Below are 17,093 nucleotides of genomic sequence, written 5' to 3' on the forward strand. Positions count from 1 at the left end.
GGCCCCGGCGGTTCCCCCGTTCGGCTCACCCGAGCCCCTGGCCCGCAGGCCCCCGGCGTCACGTCGGTCCATGGTCGTAAGAGCGCACCATGCACCGACGTCGCTATGAGGGGTGGCCCCACACGTGTCCGACACCGCAGGCACGCCCGCCGGACCGGAGCACTCGGGTCCGGACGACGCCCAGCCTGAGCCGCCGGCCACGTACGCACCGGGCGCGGGCTCCAGCCCGACGGGCGTGGGTATCGCCCGGCGCAGGCGGCGCTGGCTGCGCTGGACGGCCATGGGCGCCGCGGGGCTCGTCCTGGTGGCGGGGGGCGCCGGGTGGGCGGTCTACAACAAGCTCGACGGCAACATCACCAAGGACACCGACGCCGCGGCGGAGCTGGCGCGCTACGAGAAGGAGCGCCCGACGGCGCTGGTCAACGGCGCGCAGAACATCCTGCTCGTCGGCTCCGACACCCGGGCGGGCCGGGGCAACAAGAAGTACGGGCGCGACCCCGGCACCCAGCGATCCGACACCACGATCCTGCTGCATCTCGCGGCCGACCGGCACAGCGCGACCGCGGTGTCGATCCCGCGGGACGTGATGGTGGACATCCCCAGCTGCCGCACGAGCGACGGTTCGCGGACGCGGGCCCAGTTCGCCCAGTTCAACTGGGCGTTCCAGTTCGGCGGGACGGCCTGCACCATCCGTACGGTCGAGAAGATGACGAAGATCCGCGTCGACCACCACATGGTCGTGGACTTCGCAGGGTTCAAGGACATGGTCGAGGCGGTCGACGGCGTACAGGTCTGCCTGAAGAAGCCGATCAACGACAAGGCGGCGCGTCTGAAGCTGCCCGCCGGCCGCCACACCCTCAACGGCGAGCAGGCGCTCGGCTATGTGCGGGCCCGCAAGAGCATCGGCAACGGCAGCGACACCGAGCGGATGGACCGCCAGCAGCAGTTCCTCGCCGCGCTCGTCAACAAGGTGCAGAGCAATGACGTCCTGCTCAATCCGGCGAAGCTCTATCCGGTGCTCGACGCGGCCACTTCTTCCCTGACCACGGACCCGGCACTTGCGAGTTTGCGTGGTTTGTACGAACTGGTGCGCGGCATGCGCAACATCCCCACAGAACAGGTGCAGTTCCTCACGGTGCCCCGTCGGTCGTATGTCTACGACGCCAATCGGGATGAACTCGTCGAGCCCGCGGCGGACGAACTCTTCACCCGGCTCCGAACGGACGCACCCCTTCAAGTGACGCGCAAGGAGCCCGACCCCACCCCCAGCGCCGAGCGTGCAGACGACGACTCGGAGTCCCCTTCTCCTACGTCGAGTCCCGCTCCCACTTTCCGCGGCAACACGGCCGCCGGAACGGCCTGCGAGTAAAGCCATCCTCAAGCGCAAGACCGCCCGCACAAAGAAATAGGGCGGATTGCCCAGTTGTAGGGGAGTGGAATTTGTCACCGGCGTCGTTCGACGCTGAACTGGCCGGATAGTGTGAGCGATCCGGTGCGCCGGGCCCTTCGTGCCCGCGCACCGCTGGACGATTGACCGAGCGCCTTGTCTTGAGGGGGGAAAGGCGCCGCGTGGCCCCGACGGAGGACGCAGCTAACCGTGGACGCGCAAGGCCGTGGGCGGGCGGAGAACATCGACCCCGCAGACCAGTGGGTGCTCAACCCGAACACCGGCGATTACGAACTGCGACTGAGCCCTTCCGCTGGGCAGTCGTCAGTGCCTGGACCTCGCAGATCACCCAGGTCCACGTCACGCCAGGGAACGCGCGGCCGCGATGGCCGGCGTGACGACCGCCGTGACGAGCCGCGGGACGTGCCGCCGCAGCGCAGGCGCCGGGCTCCGCAGCCGGAGACGGCGGGCGGGCGGCGCAAGCAGAAGCCGAAGAAGTCGAAGAGCAAGAAGATCCTGACGTGGACGGGCGGCTCGCTCGCCTTCGTCCTCGTCGCGGTCGGTGTCGGCGGGTACGTCTACTACCAACACCTCAACGGCAACATCAACTCGATCGCCGACGACGGCGCGAGCACCGGCGGCTTCAGCAAGGACCGCGCCATCAACATCCTGGTGATGGGCACGGACAAGCGCAGCGGCGAGGGCAACGAGAAGTACGGCGACAAGGGAAGCGTCGGCCACGCCGACACGACGATCCTGCTGCACGTCTCCAAGGACCGCACGAACGCCACCGCGTTGAGCATCCCGCGCGACATGATCACGGACATTCCGGACTGCCCGACCACGATGGAGGACGGCAGCAAGAAGACGATCGCCGGGACGCAGGACGCCCGCTTCAACGAGAGCCTCGGGCAGAGCGAGCGCACGCCGAGCTGCACCATGCGTACGGTCACGAAGATCACCGGAATCGTGCCGGACCACTTCATGGTGGCCGACTTCAACGCGGTCAAGACGCTCTCCAGCGCGGTCGGCGGCGTCGACGTCTGTCTGGCCAAGGACATCGACGACCCGGACTCGCATCTGAAGCTGCCCGCGGGCAAGCACACCATCGAGGGCGAGGACGCGCTGGCGTTCGTCCGCACACGCCACTCCGTGGGCACCGGCGGTGACTTGAGCCGCATCGAGCTGCAACAGCAGTTCCTCAGCTCGCTGATGCGCAAGCTCAAGTCGAACGACACCCTGACCAGCCCGTCGAAGATGATAAAGCTGGCCGAAGCGGGCACCAAGGCGCTCACCGTCGACTCCAAGATCGCGGACATCATGAAACTCCGTGACCTGGGCATGGAGCTCGGCAAGCTCGACATGAAGAACCTCAGCTTCGCGACCGTGCCCGTCATCGACAACCCGGCCGAGAAGGTCCACACAACGGTCGTCGTGAACGAGGCCAAGGCCGACCCGCTGTTCTCCATGATGCGCGCCGACGAGTCGCTGACCGCGGTGAAGAAGAAAGAGAAGAAGGAGAAGGCGGCGGTCGCCGCCCGCCTCAAGGGCAGCAAGTCCGATGCCTCCGAGGTGCGGGTCAACATCTACAACGGCAGCGGGAAGACCGGCGCCGCTCAGGCAACTCTCACGTACTTGCAGAACACTGAGGGCATGTCCAAGGCCAGTCAGCTCGGCAACGCACCGTCCGACCTCGAGAAGACGACGCTGGAGTACGCCCCCGACCAGGCCGACCAGGCCCGGCGGCTCGCCGATGTCATGGGGCTCTCCGGCTCCGCGATGAAGCCCGGCAAGAGCGAGAAGAACTCGCAGGGCCTGCCCGCCATCAAGCTGACGCTCGGCAGCGACTTCAAGGGGGCCGGGGTGCCCATCAGTGCCCCGTCGAAGGCGCCGGAGGGCATTCAGAAGGTCGAAGCGGACAAGACTGTGTGCGCCAAGTGACCTGAGGCGGTCATTCTGCGTCTGACTGGGCGCAGAATGGCCGTATTTCGGGGTAGCGCGGGGAGGGGCAGGGGATGGGGAGAAGCAGCGTGCGTGGGGAGGGGGCGCGACAACGCGTCCCGCACGCCAGTGATCATGGCCTGGAAGGAGGCCCGCCGCACGAGGGAGGGGAGCCCTCGGCGAGCGGCGGGCGCCGCGGGCGTAGCCGTGGGGGCGGCGGCAGCGGCAGCCGGGCACCGCGTCCCAGACGGCGGATACTCCGCTGGTCGGCAACGATCCTTTCGGTACTGATACTTGGCACGGCCGGCGCCGGATATCTCTGGTACCAGCATCTGAACGACAACCTGGAGACGGACGACCTGAACCTCGGCGAGCACCGGGCCCCCGAGCCCACGCCGAACGCGGCGGGCCAGACCCCGCTGAACATCCTGCTGATCGGTTCGGACGCGCGGGACTCCAAGGAGAACCAGAAGCTCGGCGGCGCCAAGGAGACGTTCGGGGGCAAGCCGCTCGCCGACGTCCAGATGCTGCTCCACCTGTCGGCCGACCGTACGAACATGTCGGTCATCAGCATGCCGCGCGACACCCTGGTGGACATCCCCAAGTGCACCGACCCGGACGGCGGCAAGGTCTACGAGGCCTCGACGCAGCGGACGATGACAAATCAGACGCTCGGCCGGGGCGGTCCCGGCTGCACGGTCGCCACCTGGGAGAAGCTCACCAACATCCACATCAACCACTTCATGGAGGTGGACTTCGCGGGTGTGGTCTCCATGGCCGACGCCATCGGCGGCGTACCGGTCTGTGTGGACGCCAACATCCACTCGCGCGACAGCCAGGGTCACGGCTCCGGTCTGAAGCTGGAGAAAGGCACCACGGCCATCAAGGGCGAGCAGGCCCTGCAGTGGCTGCGCACTCGTTACGGCTTCGACGACGGCAGCGACATCAGCCGCGCCAAGGCCCAGCACATGTACATGAACTCGCTCGTGCGCGAGCTGCGGAACAACGCCGGCCTGAGCAGCCCCAACAAGCTGCGCAGGCTCGCCGAGACGGCCACCAGCGCACTCAAGGTCGACGACGGCCTCGGCACGGTGAAGAAGCTCTACGACCTCAGCAACGAGCTCAAGAAGGTCTCGCCGGAGCGGACCACGATGACGACCATGCCGTTCGAGTACGTGGGCGCGCGCGTCATCCCCAAGCCGGGCGACGCCGAGCAGCTCTTCCGCCTCGTACGCGACGACATCGCGCTGGACGGCAAGGGCAAGAAGAAGCCCGCGGAGGAGAAGCTCTCGGACGACCCGGCAGCCGCGGACGACGCGATCGCCGTGCAGGTGCGGAACGGCACCCGCACGGACTTCGAACCGCCGGTCAGCGGGCGGGCGAGCGCGGTGACGCAAGTCCTCGCGGGCAAGGGCTTCACCAAGGCGGCAGCCGACACGACGACGGCTCTCGCCGAGGAGAAGACCGTCATCCGGTTCCCCAGCGCCGACCTGGAGGGCGACGCCCAGCGGGTCGCCAAGTCCCTTGGCATGAAGCTGAGTTCGGTGAAGAAGTCGACGGACGTCTCCGGGGTCACCCTGATCGTCGGCGCCGACTGGCGGGAGGGGAACGCTCCCCCCAGGTCGAAGCAGGACGACAAGACGCCGGACTCGGCCGAGGCGCTCAACGGCTCGGACAAGAAGGCGTGCATGCACGTGGACCCGAAGTTCACCTGGAAGTGAGAAGCGGTTTCCGGCCCGCCGTCGGCGGGCCGGACGCCGCCTTTCAGGCCTCGCTGAGCACGGCCGGGCGCCGGGAGGCGATGACCTTCTTGGCGAGGGAGCGCGGGCTGGTCAGAAAGCCCCAGCCCCACGACATGTGCATGGTCGCGAGGGCCACCGGGATCTGCAGGCGCGCCTTCAGCGGCAGCCCCTTGCCCGCGGGCAGTGAGCCGGCCGTGATCGCCGCGAGGTAGCCGGCGGGGACGACGAAGCCCCAGGGCGTGACCAGCGCGCCCACCACGACGCCCGCGGCGATCGCGCAGACCGCGGTCGGCGGCGCGAGATAGCGCAGGTTGATGGAGCCCTCGTGGTAGCGGGCGACCACGTGCCGCCAGCGGCCGTAGTCCTTGTACTGCTTGGCGAGGGCCTTCACGCTCGGCCGCGGGCGGTACTGCACCCTCAGCTCGGGCGAGAACCAGATGAGCCCGCCGGCCTCACGGATACGGAAGTTCAGCTCCCAGTCCTGGGCGCGGATGAACTCCTCGTTGTAACCGCCCTGCTGTTCCAGGGCCTCGCGGCGGAAGACGCCGAGGTACACGGTCTCCACCTGCTGGGCGGCGCCGCCGGTGTGGAAGGCCGCGTTGCCCACGCCGATCTTCGACGTCATGGCGGCGGCGACGGCGTGCTCCCAGTCGTTCTCGCCCTCGGCGTGCATGATGCCGCCGACGTTCTGCGCGCCGGTCTCCTGAAGGAGGCGTACGGCGGTCGCGATGTAGCCGGGCGAGAGGATGCCGTGGCCGTCCACGCGCACCACGATCGGGTGGCTGGAGGCCTTGATCGCGGCGTTCAGGGCCGCGGGCGTGCGGCCCGTGGGGTTCGGGACGGTCTGCACCTTCGCGCGGTGGCCCGCGGTCTCGGCGACCAGTTCGGCGGCGATCTCGTCCGTGCGGTCCGTGGAGGGGCCAAGCGCGACGACGACCTCCATCTCACCGTCGTACTCCTGCTCGAGGATCGCGGAGACGGCAGCACGCAGATGCCGTTCCTCGTTGAGCACCGGCATGATCACGGATACGGCAGGAAGCTGCTCGTCGGGCGTCGCGTTCATCGGCGCCACGTTACCGCGAATGGGGGACACGGGCGCGCGCCGCCCGGCCTGCTGCCCCGGGTCGCAGATCGTATGGGCCTACGGTTCTCGCAGTCCCCGGCCCCTCACGAGTCCTCCCCCCACCCGTCCGGCCAGGCCCGCCCGTCACCGCGGAGGTGTCCCCCCACGTGCCCACACCGCCCCGCCGCTCCTTCACCCCGCCCCCACGTGGCCCGCGCCCTCCTCGTGCGAGGCAGCCGGGGCAGCAGCCGGCGGGGCGGCCGGTCAAGCAGTGCAGGCGGCCACGGTGGACCATGCGGGTGGCGACGGGGTTCTCCCTGACGGTGCTCGTGGCGGCCGGGATCGGGCACGGCGTGGTCACCAGCCTGGACACCGAGATCGCCCGGGTCGACGCCTTCAAGGACATGAAGAACCGGCCCAAGGGGGGCAACGGCATGAACGTCCTGCTCGTCGGCACCGACGGCCGGGACAAGATCACCAAGGCGGAGAAGCACAAGTACCGCCTGGGCGGAGCGCCCTGTCACTGCACGGACACGATCATGATCGTGCACATCTCGGAGGACCGGAACCGCGCCAGCGTCGTGAGCCTGCCCAGGGACAGCTTCGCGATGATGCCCGAGCACGTCGACCGGAACTCCGGCGACCAGCACAAGGCGCATCCGGTCAAGCTGAACGCGGCGTACGCGGAGGGCGGCCCGAACCTCACCGTGCGGACCGTCGAGAACATGACGAAGGTCAAGATCGACCACTACCTCGAGGTGGACTTCACCAGCTTCATGAAGACCGTGGACGTGGTCGGCGGCGTCGAGATCTGCACCACACGCCCGCTGAGGGACTCGTACACCGGGCTCAACCTGCCCGTGGGCACGCACCGGCTGAACGGCGGCGCCGCCCTGCAGTACGTCCGCACGCGGCATGTCGACGGCACGTCCGACCTGGGGCGGATGCAGCGCCAGCAGCGGTTCCTCGCGGCGCTGATCTCCAAGGCGACCAGCAGCGGGGTGCTGCTCAACCCGCTCAAGTTCCGCGACGTGTCCCGGACGCTGCTCGGCTCGGTCCGGGCCGACCGGGGCTTCGGCACGAACGAGATGCTCGCCCTGGGGCGGGCGATGCGGGGCTTCTCGCCGAGGTCGTCGGAGTTCACCACCGTGCCGCTGCTCAGCAAGGGCGTGATGGTGCCGGGCATCGGGTCGACGCTGAAGTGGGACCCGGTGCGGTCCACGAAGCTCTTCCAGGCGCTGCGTGACGACCGGCCCCTCGCGGCGCACAACCTGGGGCGCAGGGCCATCGTCGACGTGTCACCGCAGCAGATCCGGGTGCAGGTGGACAACGCCACGGGTGTGCCGGGCCTCGGCAAGCGGGTCGACAGCGGGCTGCGGGCCACCGGCTTCCGGACGACGCGGGTCCCGGGCAATGTGCCGGGCGTACCGCTCAAGCGCACGATCGTCGCGTACGACCCGCGCTGGGACCGCTCGGCGAAGTCCCTGGCGACGGCGCTGCCCGGCTGTCTGATGCGGCCGGTGAAGGGGCAGGGCGCGACCTTGAAGGTGCTCGCGGGCCAGGACTTCAAGCAGGTCAGGCCGGTACGGGCCGAGGACGCCTACCAGGGCGAGTTCGGGGCGGTGACCGGTGACCAGGTGGTGTGCCGGTAGGAAGGCCTGCCGGCGGGACGGCTGACCTGGGGACGGCTGACCGGCGGGACGGCTGACCTGGGGACGGCTGACCGGCAGGACGGCTGACCTGGGGACGGCTGACCGGCAGGACGGCTGACCTGGGGACGGCTGACCGGCGGGACGGCTGACCGGGCCGGCACCGGCGGTCAGTCGTCGAGGCCCTCCGCGGCGCGTGCCTGCCGCAGCTCCTTGATGGCCCGGCGGCGCGCGAGGCGGTGCGTGCGCCTGATCTGCGCCTCCTGATACCGGCGGCGGTCCCGCTCGGTCTCCGGAAGTACCGGCGGCACGCCCCGCGGCTTGCCGTCCGCGTCGACGGCGGCGAAGACGAGGTAGGCGGAGCCGACCTGCTGCGCGGGCGTCGACTCGTTCCAGCGCTCGGCAAGGACCCGGACGCCGACCTCCATGGAGCTGCGTCCCGTCCAGTTGACCTGCGCCTTCACATGGACGAGGTCACCGACCCGCACCGGCTCCAGGAAAGCCATCTCGTCCATGGACGCGGTGACCGCGGGCCCGCCCGAGTGCCGCCCCGCGACAGCCCCCGCGGCGTCGTCCACCAGTTTCATGATCACACCGCCGTGCACCGTCCCGAGGAGGTTGGTGTCGCCGTGGGTCATGATGTGGCTGAGAGTCGTGCGGGACGCCGAGGTGGGCTTGCCCGGAATCTCCGATTCCGTGCCGGGGGCCAGGTCTGTCATGGGCTCCACCCTATGTCTGACGTATGTCACGACCGCGCCCGGCCGCTTTGCATCAGCTCTGCAACAGCCCTGAACCGAAATCATGCCCGCCCTGTAAGGCGCATGGGCAGAGACGGCACACTGGGCCACATGAGCGATTGGCCTGACGACCAGGGCAACGGCCGCGCGTACGGCCGTGGCAGCGGGAACCCCCAGCCCGAGGGTGCCCGTGTGATGCGGCACGTCCAGCGCGGCGGCGGGCCCGGCCGACCGGGCCAGCAGCAGGGAAGCGTCCCGCAGCAGCCGACGTACGACGACGGGTACGGCCAGCCGTACGGCGACGCGCGCGACGACATGTTCGAGCCCCGCGGCCCCCGCCAGGACGGCTACGACAGCGGCTACAACACCGGCCAGGTCTACGGCACACCGAACGGCCCGGGACAGGGCGGCCAGGGCGGCGGTGACGGGTACGCCACCCGCGCACCCCGCCCCGCACCGAACTGGCGCCGCCGCCTGAAGATCGGCTCGATCACCCTGGTCGTGGTGCTGCTCGCCGTCTCGATCGGCACGTACTTCTGGGCCGACTCCAAGCTCAAGCGCGAGGTCGACCTCTCCAAGGTCATCGAGCGCCCCGAGGGCGGCGCGGGCACGAACTACCTGATCGTCGGCTCCGACAGCCGTGAGGGCATGTCCGACCAGGACAAGAAGGACCTCCACACGGGCTCCGCCGAGGGCAAGCGCACGGACTCGATGATGATCCTGCACGTCGCGGACGACGGCGGGAACACGATGATCTCCCTGCCCCGCGACTCGAACGTGACGATCCCCTCCTTCAAGGGCGCCGAGTCCGGCAAGCTCTACCCGAACCAGGGCCGCCAGACGAAGCTCAACGCGGCGTACGCGGAGGACGGCCCCGAGCTGCTCGTGCGCACCGTCGAGTACAACACCGGCCTGAAGATCGACCACTACGCCGAGATCGGCTTCGGCGGCTTCGCCAAGATCGTGGACGCGGTCGGCGGCGTCGAGATGGACATCCCCGAGGGCTTCAAGGACGAGAAGTCCGGCGCCGACTTCGAGGCGGGCAAGCAGACGCTCGACGGCAAGGAGGCCCTGGCCTTCGTCCGCACCCGTTACGCCCTCAAGGGCAGCGACCTGGACCGTACGAAGAACCAGCAGAAGTTCCTCGCGGCCCTGGCCAACCAGGCGGCGACGCCGGGCACGGTCCTCAACCCCTTCAAGCTCTACCCCACGATGGGCGCGGGCCTGGACACGCTGGTCGTCGACAAGGACATGGGCCTGTTCGACGTGGCGTCCATGTTCTGGGCGATGAAGGGCGTCACGGGTGGCGACGGCAAGTCCATGAACATGCCGCTCGCGGGCTCGACCGGCGGCAACCTCCTGTGGGACAAGGCCAAGGTCAAGCAGATGGTGGAGCAGCTGAACAACGACGAGAAGGTCACGGTCTCGGGCGGCTGAGCCGCTTCCCGAGCACGCCGAAGGGGCCCCGCCGACCGTCCGGCGGGGCCCCTTCGGCGTGCTGTCACCTGCCGCCACCACCGGCCCGTACCCCGAACGCTTCGCCCGCCGCGAAGCCGCGGCTCTCGCGTGTCACGGTGGACCGGACCCTCCCTGAAGCCGGAGCGCAGCCATGGCAGATTTGCAGGTCGAATACGACACCACCGCCGAAGCCGGAGAACTGGACCGGCCCGCCGAGCGGCCCCCCGAGCCCCCACCCATATCCGAGCCCGGTCCTGAACCGACCGCGCCGGAGCCGACCGCACCGGAACCGTCGGCGCTGGAGCCGCCAGCGCCGGACCCACTGCGGCACGCCCGCGCCCTGCTCGCCGCGCATCCCGTCGCCGACGGCTACAGCGGACTGCCCTGGGCACTGCGCGGGCTGCCCTGGTACGACCTGGAGCTGGGTGAGAGCGCCGTCGACGCCGACGTGCCCCGGCTGCGGTCGGGCGGCGTGGGTGCGCAGTTCTGGTCCGTACACGTCCCGGACGGCATCGCCGGCGACCGTGTCCTCGGCGCGACCCTCGAACAGATCGACCTCGTCAAGCACGTCGTCGGCGGCCACTCCGAGGGACTGCGCCTGGCCCGTACGGCCTCCGAGGTGGCCGACGCCCGCCACTGCGGCCGGATCGCCACCCTGATCGGCCCGGCGCGCGCCGAGGCGCTCGGCGACTCGCTCGCTACGCTGCGCGCCCTGCACGCCCTCGGCCTGGTCTCGCTCACGCTCTCCGGTACGTCATGGGCGGGCCCCGACGGACTCACCCCGTTCGGCGAGGAAGTGGTGCGCGAGCTGAACCGGCTCGGGGTGCTCGCCGAGCTGTCCGGCGCGTCCGAGGCCACCGCGCGCCGGGTGCTCACCGTCTCCAGGGCGCCCGTCCTGTTCACCCGCTCGGGAGCCCGCGCGCTGCGGGACGCCCCGGGGAACCTGCCGGACGAGCTGCTCACCGCGCTGGGCGCCACCAAGGGCCTGTGCCTGGTGCCCCTGGCGGCCGAGCAGACGGGTTCCTCGATCAGCGAGGTGGCGGACCACATCGATCACGTACGCCGTCTCGCGGGCCCGGAGTGCGTGGGCCTCTCGGGGATGTACGACACGTCGGTCGAGCACCCCGAAGGCCTTGCCGACACCTCGCGTTATCCGCACCTCGTCGCCGAGCTCGTCGAACGCGACTGGTCCGACGACGACCTCGCGCGGCTGACGTGGGGCAATGCCCAACGGGTGCTGCGCGGGGCGGACTTCGCGGCGCGGGCGGCACGGGACAGGCAGCGGCAGCAGGCGGCCGGCTGAGGTCCGGGCCCCGCCCCCGGCCCTTTCAGTCCGCGGCGATCCAGCAGAGGCAGAAGGGATGCCCTGCTGGATCGGCGTAGACGCGGAAGTCGCGCTCGCCGTTGTCGTCGTCCACGTCGAGCGGCTTGGCGCCCAGGGCGAGTACGCGCTCCTGGGCGCGTTCGACGTCCTCGACGCTCGGGCCCACGTCGATGTCGAGGTGGATCTGCTGGGAGCCGGTTTCCGCGTGCGGCCAGTCGGGCGGGCGGTGGCCGGGGGCCTCCTGGAAGCAGAGGCGCAGGCCGCCGGGGGCCTGGAGGGTGACCCAGTCGTCGCCACCCTCGGCATCGGCCTCGATCTCACCACCGATCAACTGCTGGTAAAAGTGAGCCAGTTGATAGGGATCCAGGCAGTCGAGCACGACATTACGCAGGCGTCCGACGGGTGCCGTGGGTGCCGCGGGTGCCGCGGGTGCCGTGGGTGCCGTGGGTGCCATGGTCGTTCCTTTCCTCTACGGGATTCAGTTTCAGCAGGCGCAGAGACAGAACGGGTGCCCTGCCGGGTCGGCGTACACGCGGAAGCTCCGCTCGCGGTCCTGAGTGTCGAGCGCTGTGGCGCCGAGCGCGAGCACCGCCTTCTCGACGGCGTCCAGCTGCGCCCGCTCCACGTCGAGGTCCAGGTGGAACTGCTGCGAGCGGGCGGCCTCGGGCCACTGCGGCGGTACGTGGCCGGGGGCGGCCTGGAACGCGAGCGTGGTGCCGCCGTGGCCTTCGAGGGTGACCCAGTCTTCGCCGTCCTCCTTGGGAGTGCCGCCGATGACGGCCGCGTAGAAGGTGGCGAGTGCGAGGGGGTCGGGACAGTCGAGTACGACGACGCCGAGTTTGGCGAGGGGCATGACTACTTCTCCTCGTTCGCGGGCGGGTTACTGGAAGCGGGCGGCTACCAGTAACGGTTACTGCATACTCCCGCACAAGGGGTAACGTCGCAAGCATGAATGACAGAGCACCCGCTCCCGGGGGCCTCGCACTGATTCAGGCGCTGGTGAACACCTTGGACCTGGAGTCGGGCGCGGACGCGCTCCAGACGCCTGAAGGGCGCGCGCCGTTCGGGCTCGCGCCCGGTGCGGAGGTGGCGGCGGCGCGGGAGCTGCGGGAGGCGCTGCGGGTGGCGTGTCTCGCCCATGCCGGGCACGGGCCGCACGCGCCTGCGCCCCCTCTGGGTCAACTCCTCGCCACGGCGCCGCTGTTGGTGACGGTCTCGGAGGAGGACGGCTCGGCGGGGCTGGTCCCCGCGGAGCCGTCCTCGCTCACCTCACGGGTGGCGGCGGCCATCGCTGAGGCGGTGGCCGCGGGCACGTGGGCTCGCCTCAAGGCGTGCGAGGCCGGGGACTGCCACTGGGCGTACTACGACCGCAGCCCGGCCGGGCGGAGCCGGTGGTGTGACATGGGGGTGTGCGGGGCGCGCGCCAAGATGCGGGCGTACCGGGCGCGGAAGTCCCCGCGGGGCGACCGGAGCTAGGGCACCCCGCATCCGCCTCGCGCCGAACAGGCTTTCCCGCCCACCCGCCCGATTGCCCCGCAGCGGCCAGCGATTGGCTTCAGGCTTTACGCCGCCGGCCGACCCATCGCCCGGTAAGTCCAGCCCGCCCCCCGCCACACCGCGGGGTCCAGCGCGTTGCGGCCGTCCAGGATCAGCCGCTCCGCGGCCACCTCGCCCAGCGCCACCGGGTCCAGCTCCCGGAACTCCCGCCACTCCGTCAGATGCAGCACGGCGTCCGCGCCCCGCACCGCCTCCACCGCCGACTCCGCGTACGCCAGCGTCGGGAAGAGCCTGCCCGCGTTGTCCATCCCCTTGGGGTCGTACACCGTGACCTGGCCGCCCTGGAGGTGGATCTGCCCGGCGACGTTCAGCGCGGGCGAGTCGCGGACGTCGTCCGAGTCCGGCTTGAACGTGGCGCCGAGGACCGCGACCCGCTTGCCCAGGAAGGACCCGCCGCCCAGTGCCTCGCGCGCCATCTCCACCATCTGCCCGCGCCGCCGCATGTTGATGGAGTCGATCTCACGCAGGAAGGTCAGCGCCTGGTCCGCGCCCAGCTCCCCCGCCCGCGCCATGAACGCCCGGATGTCCTTGGGCAGGCAGCCACCCCCGAAGCCGATCCCGGCCCGCAGGAACTTCTTGCCGATCCGGTCGTCGTACCCGAGCGCCTCCGCCAGCTTCACGACGTCTCCGCCCGCGGCCTCGCACACCTCGGCCATCGCGTTGATGAACGAGATCTTCGTGGCGAGGAAGGAGTTGGCCGCGGTCTTCACCAGCTCCGAGGTCGGGAAGTCCGTCACGACGAAGGGTGACCCCTCGCCCACCGGGCCCTCGTACACCTCGCGCAGGAGCTTCTCGGCGTGCGCGCTGCGTACGCCGACGACGATGCGGTCGGGGTGCAGGGTGTCCTTCACCGCGAAGCCCTCCCGCAGGAACTCCGGGTTCCAGGCAAGCTCGGCCTCCGCGCCCACCGGCGCCGCGGCGGCCAGCTCGCGCGCGAGGCGCTCCGCCGAGCCGACCGGCACGGTGGACTTGCCCACGACCAGCGCGGGCCGCGTCAGGTGCGGGGCGAGCTGCGCGAAGGCGCTGTCGACGTAGCTCATGTCGCAGGCGTACTCGCCATGCTTCTGCGGGGTGTTCACGCAGACGAAGTGGACGTCACCGAAGGCCGCGACCTCGGCGAAGTCCATGGTGAAGCGCAGCCGCCCACTGGAGCCCTCGATCCCGGCGACGTGCTTGCGCAGCAGGTCCTCCAGGCCGGGCTCGTACATCGGGACCTCGCCCCGCTGCAGCATCTCGATCTTCTCGGGCACGACGTCGAGGCCGAGCACCTCGAAACCGAGCTCGGCCATGGCCGCGGCGTGTGTCGCACCGAGGTAGCCGGTGCCGATCACGGTGATCTTGAGGGCCATGCGGTGCTCCAGGGGTCTACGGCCGTCAGTGCGGTGCCCGAGCATAGTCGGGCCCTTGACCGGGCACGTTTCCGCCATCGCCACCCGCCGACCGACCGTTGTCGGCAAGCTCACGTATCCGTCGCGTGAGCCGCCCTCTAAAATTTGGGTTACTTAACGGTAATTAGCGTCCTTGGAGCGTGAGAGACCTTGGCCGGATCGGCTGATTTCGACCTGTACCGCCCGTCCGAGGAGCACGACATGCTCCGCGACGCGATCCGTTCGCTCTCCGAGGCGAAGATCGCGCCCTTCGCCGCGGCGGTGGACGAGGAAGCCCGCTTCCCGCAGGAGGCGCTCGACGCCCTCGTCGCCTCCGACCTGCACGCGGTGCACGTACCGGAGAGCTTCGGCGGCACCGGCGCCGACGCGCTCGCCACGGTCATCGTGATCGAGGAGGTGGCGCGCGTCTGCGCCTCGTCCTCGCTCATCCCGGCCGTGAACAAGCTGGGCTCGCTCCCCGTGATCCTCTCCGGGTCCGAGGAGCTGAAGAAGAAGTACATGACGCCGCTCGCCAAGGGCGAGGGCATGTTCTCGTACTGCCTCTCCGAGCCGGACGCCGGTTCGGACGCGGCGGGCATGAAGACCAAGGCCGTCCGTGACGGGGACTTCTGGGTCCTGAACGGCGTGAAGCGCTGGATCACGAACGCGGGCGTCTCCGAGTACTACACGGTGATGGCCGTGACGGACCCGACCAAGCGCTCGAAGGGCATCTCCGCCTTCGTCGTCGAGAAGTCGGACGAGGGCGTCTCCTTCGGCGCCCCGGAGAAGAAGCTCGGCATCAAGGGTTCGCCGACCCGCGAGGTCTACTTCGACAACGTCCGCATCCCCGCCGACCGCATGATCGGCGAGGAGGGCACAGGCTTCGCCACGGCGATGAAGACCCTGGACCACACCCGCATCACCATCGCGGCCCAGGCGCTCGGCATCGCGCAGGGCGCGCTCGACTACGCCAAGGGGTACGTCCAGGAGCGCAAGCAGTTCGGGAAGCCGATCGGCGACTTCCAGGGCGTGCAGTTCATGCTCGCGGACATGGCGATGAAGATCGAGGCCGCGCGTCAGCTGACGTACGCCGCCGCGGCCAAGTCGGAGCGCGGCGGCGCGGACCTCACCTTCCAGGGCGCCGCCGCCAAGTGCTTCGCCTCGGACGTCGCGATGGAGGTCACCACGGACGCCGTCCAGCTGCTCGGCGGCTACGGCTACACCCGTGACTACCCCGTCGAGCGGATGATGCGGGACGCGAAGATCACGCAGATCTACGAGGGCACGAACCAGGTCCAGCGCATCGTGATGGCCCGCAACCTGCCCCAGTAGAGCTTTCGGCTACCGGTCCCGCACAAACGCGACGGCCCCCGGCGCTATGCCGGGGGCCGTTCGCATGGGCTCTGTCAGGTGTGGCTGCGGACCACTATCGCGACGCAGGTAGACGCAGGCAGCCGGGGCGTTCCGCGACCGTCGGTGTGATGCGTACCACTCCCTGGGTGCCTTGGGTCGGGCGTGCGCGATCATGACCGGAATGGACGCTCACTTCCTTGGTATCGCCGATCTGGTCGAAACTCCGGCCGTGGCGGTCGTGGTCGACGTCATGCGTGCTTTCACCGTGGCTCCCTGGGCCTTTGCCCAGGGGGCGGAGAAGATCGTTCTTGCCGAGTCGCTGGACGAGGCCCTGGCACTCAAGGCTCGCCACCCGGATTGGGCGGCACTCAAAGACGGTCCGCCCGCGCCCGGGTTCGAGATGGTCAACTCTCCAGGCATGTTGAGGTCTGTTGACCTCGGCGGACGGACCGTTGTGCAGAAGACCACGGCAGGGACGGTCGGCGCCCTTGCGGTCAAAGAGGCGTCGCTGGTGCTGTGCGCCAGCTTCGTGGTGGCGGAGGCGACGGCTCGGCTCTTGCGGACACGCAGGGGTGACGGTGTCACGTTCGTGGTCACTGGCGAAGGCGGGCAGGCCGATGAGGATCTGGCGTGTGCTCAATACATCGCTCGGAGGACCACCGAGGCCGGGACGGATGCCGCTGAGTTCCTCCGTCGCGCTGCCGAGTCCCGCGCCGCCGCCGAGCTGACGGAAGGTGTGCGTCAAGGAGTCCATCCTGATGACGTCGCACTCTGTCTTGAGCTCGACCGGTTCCCCTTTGCCATGGTGGCGACCTTGGAGGACTCACTCATGGTTCTCCGCCCGTGCGCCGTACCTCCGCTGACCGACGAGGCGTCGATCTGATTCTGGCTGTTCGAGCCGTCCGCTCCCTCATCGCTGACGCGGTGGCGTCACTGGGCTGACCAGCGAGGGAGGCCGCCGGGTTAACCCTCGGGCGGGCCCAGTACCGGCGGGCCGCCCCACGGGAGTTCCAGCGCCGTCCGCAGCGCGCTCACCGTCCCCTCGCCGATTCGGTCGGCCAGCTCCTGCTCCGCGCGGCGCAGGACCAGTTCGGCCCTGCGGTGCGTGCGCTCGCCCTCCGCCGTTCGCCGGATGAGGCGCTGCCGCCCCGACGAGGGGTCGGGGACCTGCTCCAGGAGACCCGCCGAGACCAGGCCGTGCACCGCCTGGTGCGCGGTCTGGCGGGTGACGCCCATGCGGCGGGCCAGCTCGGAGGCCGTCGTGCCCTCCTCGTCGAGTACGGCGAAGAGGCCCGCCTGGGTGGGCGAGACATGGATCTCCCCCGCCTCCTCCAGCGTCGCGAGGAGCGCGTCCTCGAACCAGCGCCGGGCGTCGCCGAGGAGCTGGGGGAGGTTGCGGCCGGTGCCGTTGGCGTGCATGCCGTGAGCCTATGGGTTCGGGGCCGACGCTTGCCCGTCATGGACTCATTATGTCAGGCTGCCTGACATTCCCCTCGTTCAGCCATCCCCCTGGAG

Annotated in this window: 15 protein-coding genes; 9 read left to right on the forward strand and 6 right to left on the reverse strand. The window is 69.9% G+C overall.

The window, feature by feature from the left end:
• Positions 1–235: 235 nt before the first annotated feature.
• The 3 genes from ABXJ52_RS14815 to ABXJ52_RS14825 all read left to right on the forward strand — a co-directional run bounded on the left by ABXJ52_RS14815 (position 236) and on the right by ABXJ52_RS14825 (position 5,049).
• On the forward strand, positions 236–1,369 hold the full coding sequence (locus ABXJ52_RS14815; RefSeq protein ID WP_367049063.1) for an LCP family protein: 1,134 nt from the start codon (positions 236–238) through the stop codon (positions 1,367–1,369).
• 228 nt (positions 1,370–1,597) lie between these two features.
• The gene (locus tag ABXJ52_RS14820) at positions 1,598–3,328 is read left to right on the forward strand and encodes an LCP family protein (protein ID WP_367042572.1); all 1,731 of its coding nucleotides are present in this window, start codon (positions 1,598–1,600) and stop codon (positions 3,326–3,328) included.
• A 74-nt stretch (positions 3,329–3,402) separates the two neighbouring features.
• Positions 3,403–5,049, forward strand: a complete 1,647-nt coding sequence (locus tag ABXJ52_RS14825; protein WP_367042574.1) for an LCP family protein — start codon at positions 3,403–3,405, stop codon at positions 5,047–5,049.
• Positions 5,050–5,092: 43 nt separating this feature from the next.
• Here the strand turns inward: ABXJ52_RS14825 and ABXJ52_RS14830 are convergent, their stop codons facing one another.
• Positions 5,093–6,133, reverse strand: a complete 1,041-nt coding sequence (locus ABXJ52_RS14830; RefSeq protein WP_367042575.1) for a glycosyltransferase family 2 protein — start codon at positions 6,131–6,133, stop codon at positions 5,093–5,095.
• 293 nt (positions 6,134–6,426) lie between these two features.
• Here ABXJ52_RS14830 and ABXJ52_RS14835 point away from each other — a divergent pair, with 293 nt between their 5' ends.
• Positions 6,427–7,785 (forward strand): LCP family protein, encoded by a 1,359-nt coding sequence (locus ABXJ52_RS14835; RefSeq protein ID WP_367042577.1) that lies wholly within the window; start codon positions 6,427–6,429, stop codon positions 7,783–7,785.
• 167 nt (positions 7,786–7,952) lie between these two features.
• Here ABXJ52_RS14835 and ABXJ52_RS14840 read toward each other — a convergent pair whose 3' ends face one another.
• On the reverse strand, positions 7,953–8,501 hold the full coding sequence (locus ABXJ52_RS14840; RefSeq protein WP_351163175.1) for an acyl-CoA thioesterase: 549 nt from the start codon (positions 8,499–8,501) through the stop codon (positions 7,953–7,955).
• A 129-nt stretch (positions 8,502–8,630) separates the two neighbouring features.
• On the opposite strand from ABXJ52_RS14840, the gene ABXJ52_RS14845 reads away from it, so the two are divergent.
• Entirely contained in the window at positions 8,631–9,956 is a 1,326-nt protein-coding gene (locus ABXJ52_RS14845; protein WP_367042579.1) for an LCP family protein, read from the forward strand.
• 172 nt (positions 9,957–10,128) lie between these two features.
• Positions 10,129–11,280, forward strand: coding sequence for a dipeptidase (locus tag ABXJ52_RS14850; protein ID WP_367042581.1), 1,152 nt, complete (start codon positions 10,129–10,131; stop codon positions 11,278–11,280).
• Between the two features lie 25 nt (positions 11,281–11,305).
• Here the strand turns inward: ABXJ52_RS14850 and ABXJ52_RS14855 are convergent, their stop codons facing one another.
• Positions 11,306–11,755, reverse strand: a complete 450-nt coding sequence (locus tag ABXJ52_RS14855; RefSeq protein ID WP_367042582.1) for a VOC family protein — start codon at positions 11,753–11,755, stop codon at positions 11,306–11,308.
• A gap of 30 nt (positions 11,756–11,785) precedes the next feature.
• Positions 11,786–12,154, reverse strand: coding sequence for a VOC family protein (locus ABXJ52_RS14860; protein ID WP_367042584.1), 369 nt, complete (start codon positions 12,152–12,154; stop codon positions 11,786–11,788).
• A 95-nt stretch (positions 12,155–12,249) separates the two neighbouring features.
• Here ABXJ52_RS14860 and ABXJ52_RS14865 point away from each other — a divergent pair, with 95 nt between their 5' ends.
• The gene (locus ABXJ52_RS14865) at positions 12,250–12,777 is read left to right on the forward strand and encodes a CGNR zinc finger domain-containing protein (protein ID WP_367042586.1); all 528 of its coding nucleotides are present in this window, start codon (positions 12,250–12,252) and stop codon (positions 12,775–12,777) included.
• 86 nt (positions 12,778–12,863) lie between these two features.
• Here the strand turns inward: ABXJ52_RS14865 and ABXJ52_RS14870 are convergent, their stop codons facing one another.
• The gene (locus tag ABXJ52_RS14870; RefSeq protein WP_367042587.1) at positions 12,864–14,207 is read right to left on the reverse strand and encodes a UDP-glucose/GDP-mannose dehydrogenase family protein; all 1,344 of its coding nucleotides are present in this window, start codon (positions 14,205–14,207) and stop codon (positions 12,864–12,866) included.
• Between the two features lie 189 nt (positions 14,208–14,396).
• Here ABXJ52_RS14870 and ABXJ52_RS14875 point away from each other — a divergent pair, with 189 nt between their 5' ends.
• Positions 14,397–15,557 carry an acyl-CoA dehydrogenase family protein gene (locus tag ABXJ52_RS14875; RefSeq protein ID WP_367042589.1) on the forward strand — a complete coding sequence of 387 codons (1,161 nt, stop codon included), beginning with the start codon at positions 14,397–14,399 and terminating at the stop codon, positions 15,555–15,557.
• Between the two features lie 202 nt (positions 15,558–15,759).
• Complete coding sequence (locus ABXJ52_RS14880) at positions 15,760–16,461, forward strand: 2-phosphosulfolactate phosphatase (protein WP_367042592.1); 702 nt, start codon at positions 15,760–15,762, stop codon at positions 16,459–16,461.
• Positions 16,462–16,541: 80 nt separating this feature from the next.
• Here ABXJ52_RS14880 and ABXJ52_RS14885 read toward each other — a convergent pair whose 3' ends face one another.
• Positions 16,542–16,997, reverse strand: a complete 456-nt coding sequence (locus ABXJ52_RS14885; RefSeq protein WP_367042594.1) for a MarR family transcriptional regulator — start codon at positions 16,995–16,997, stop codon at positions 16,542–16,544.
• Between the last annotated feature and the right edge of the window lie 96 nt (positions 16,998–17,093).

Origin of the sequence: Streptomyces sp. Je 1-332, assembly GCF_040730185.1 — a bacterium.
Classification (GTDB): domain Bacteria; phylum Actinomycetota; class Actinomycetes; order Streptomycetales; family Streptomycetaceae; genus Streptomyces.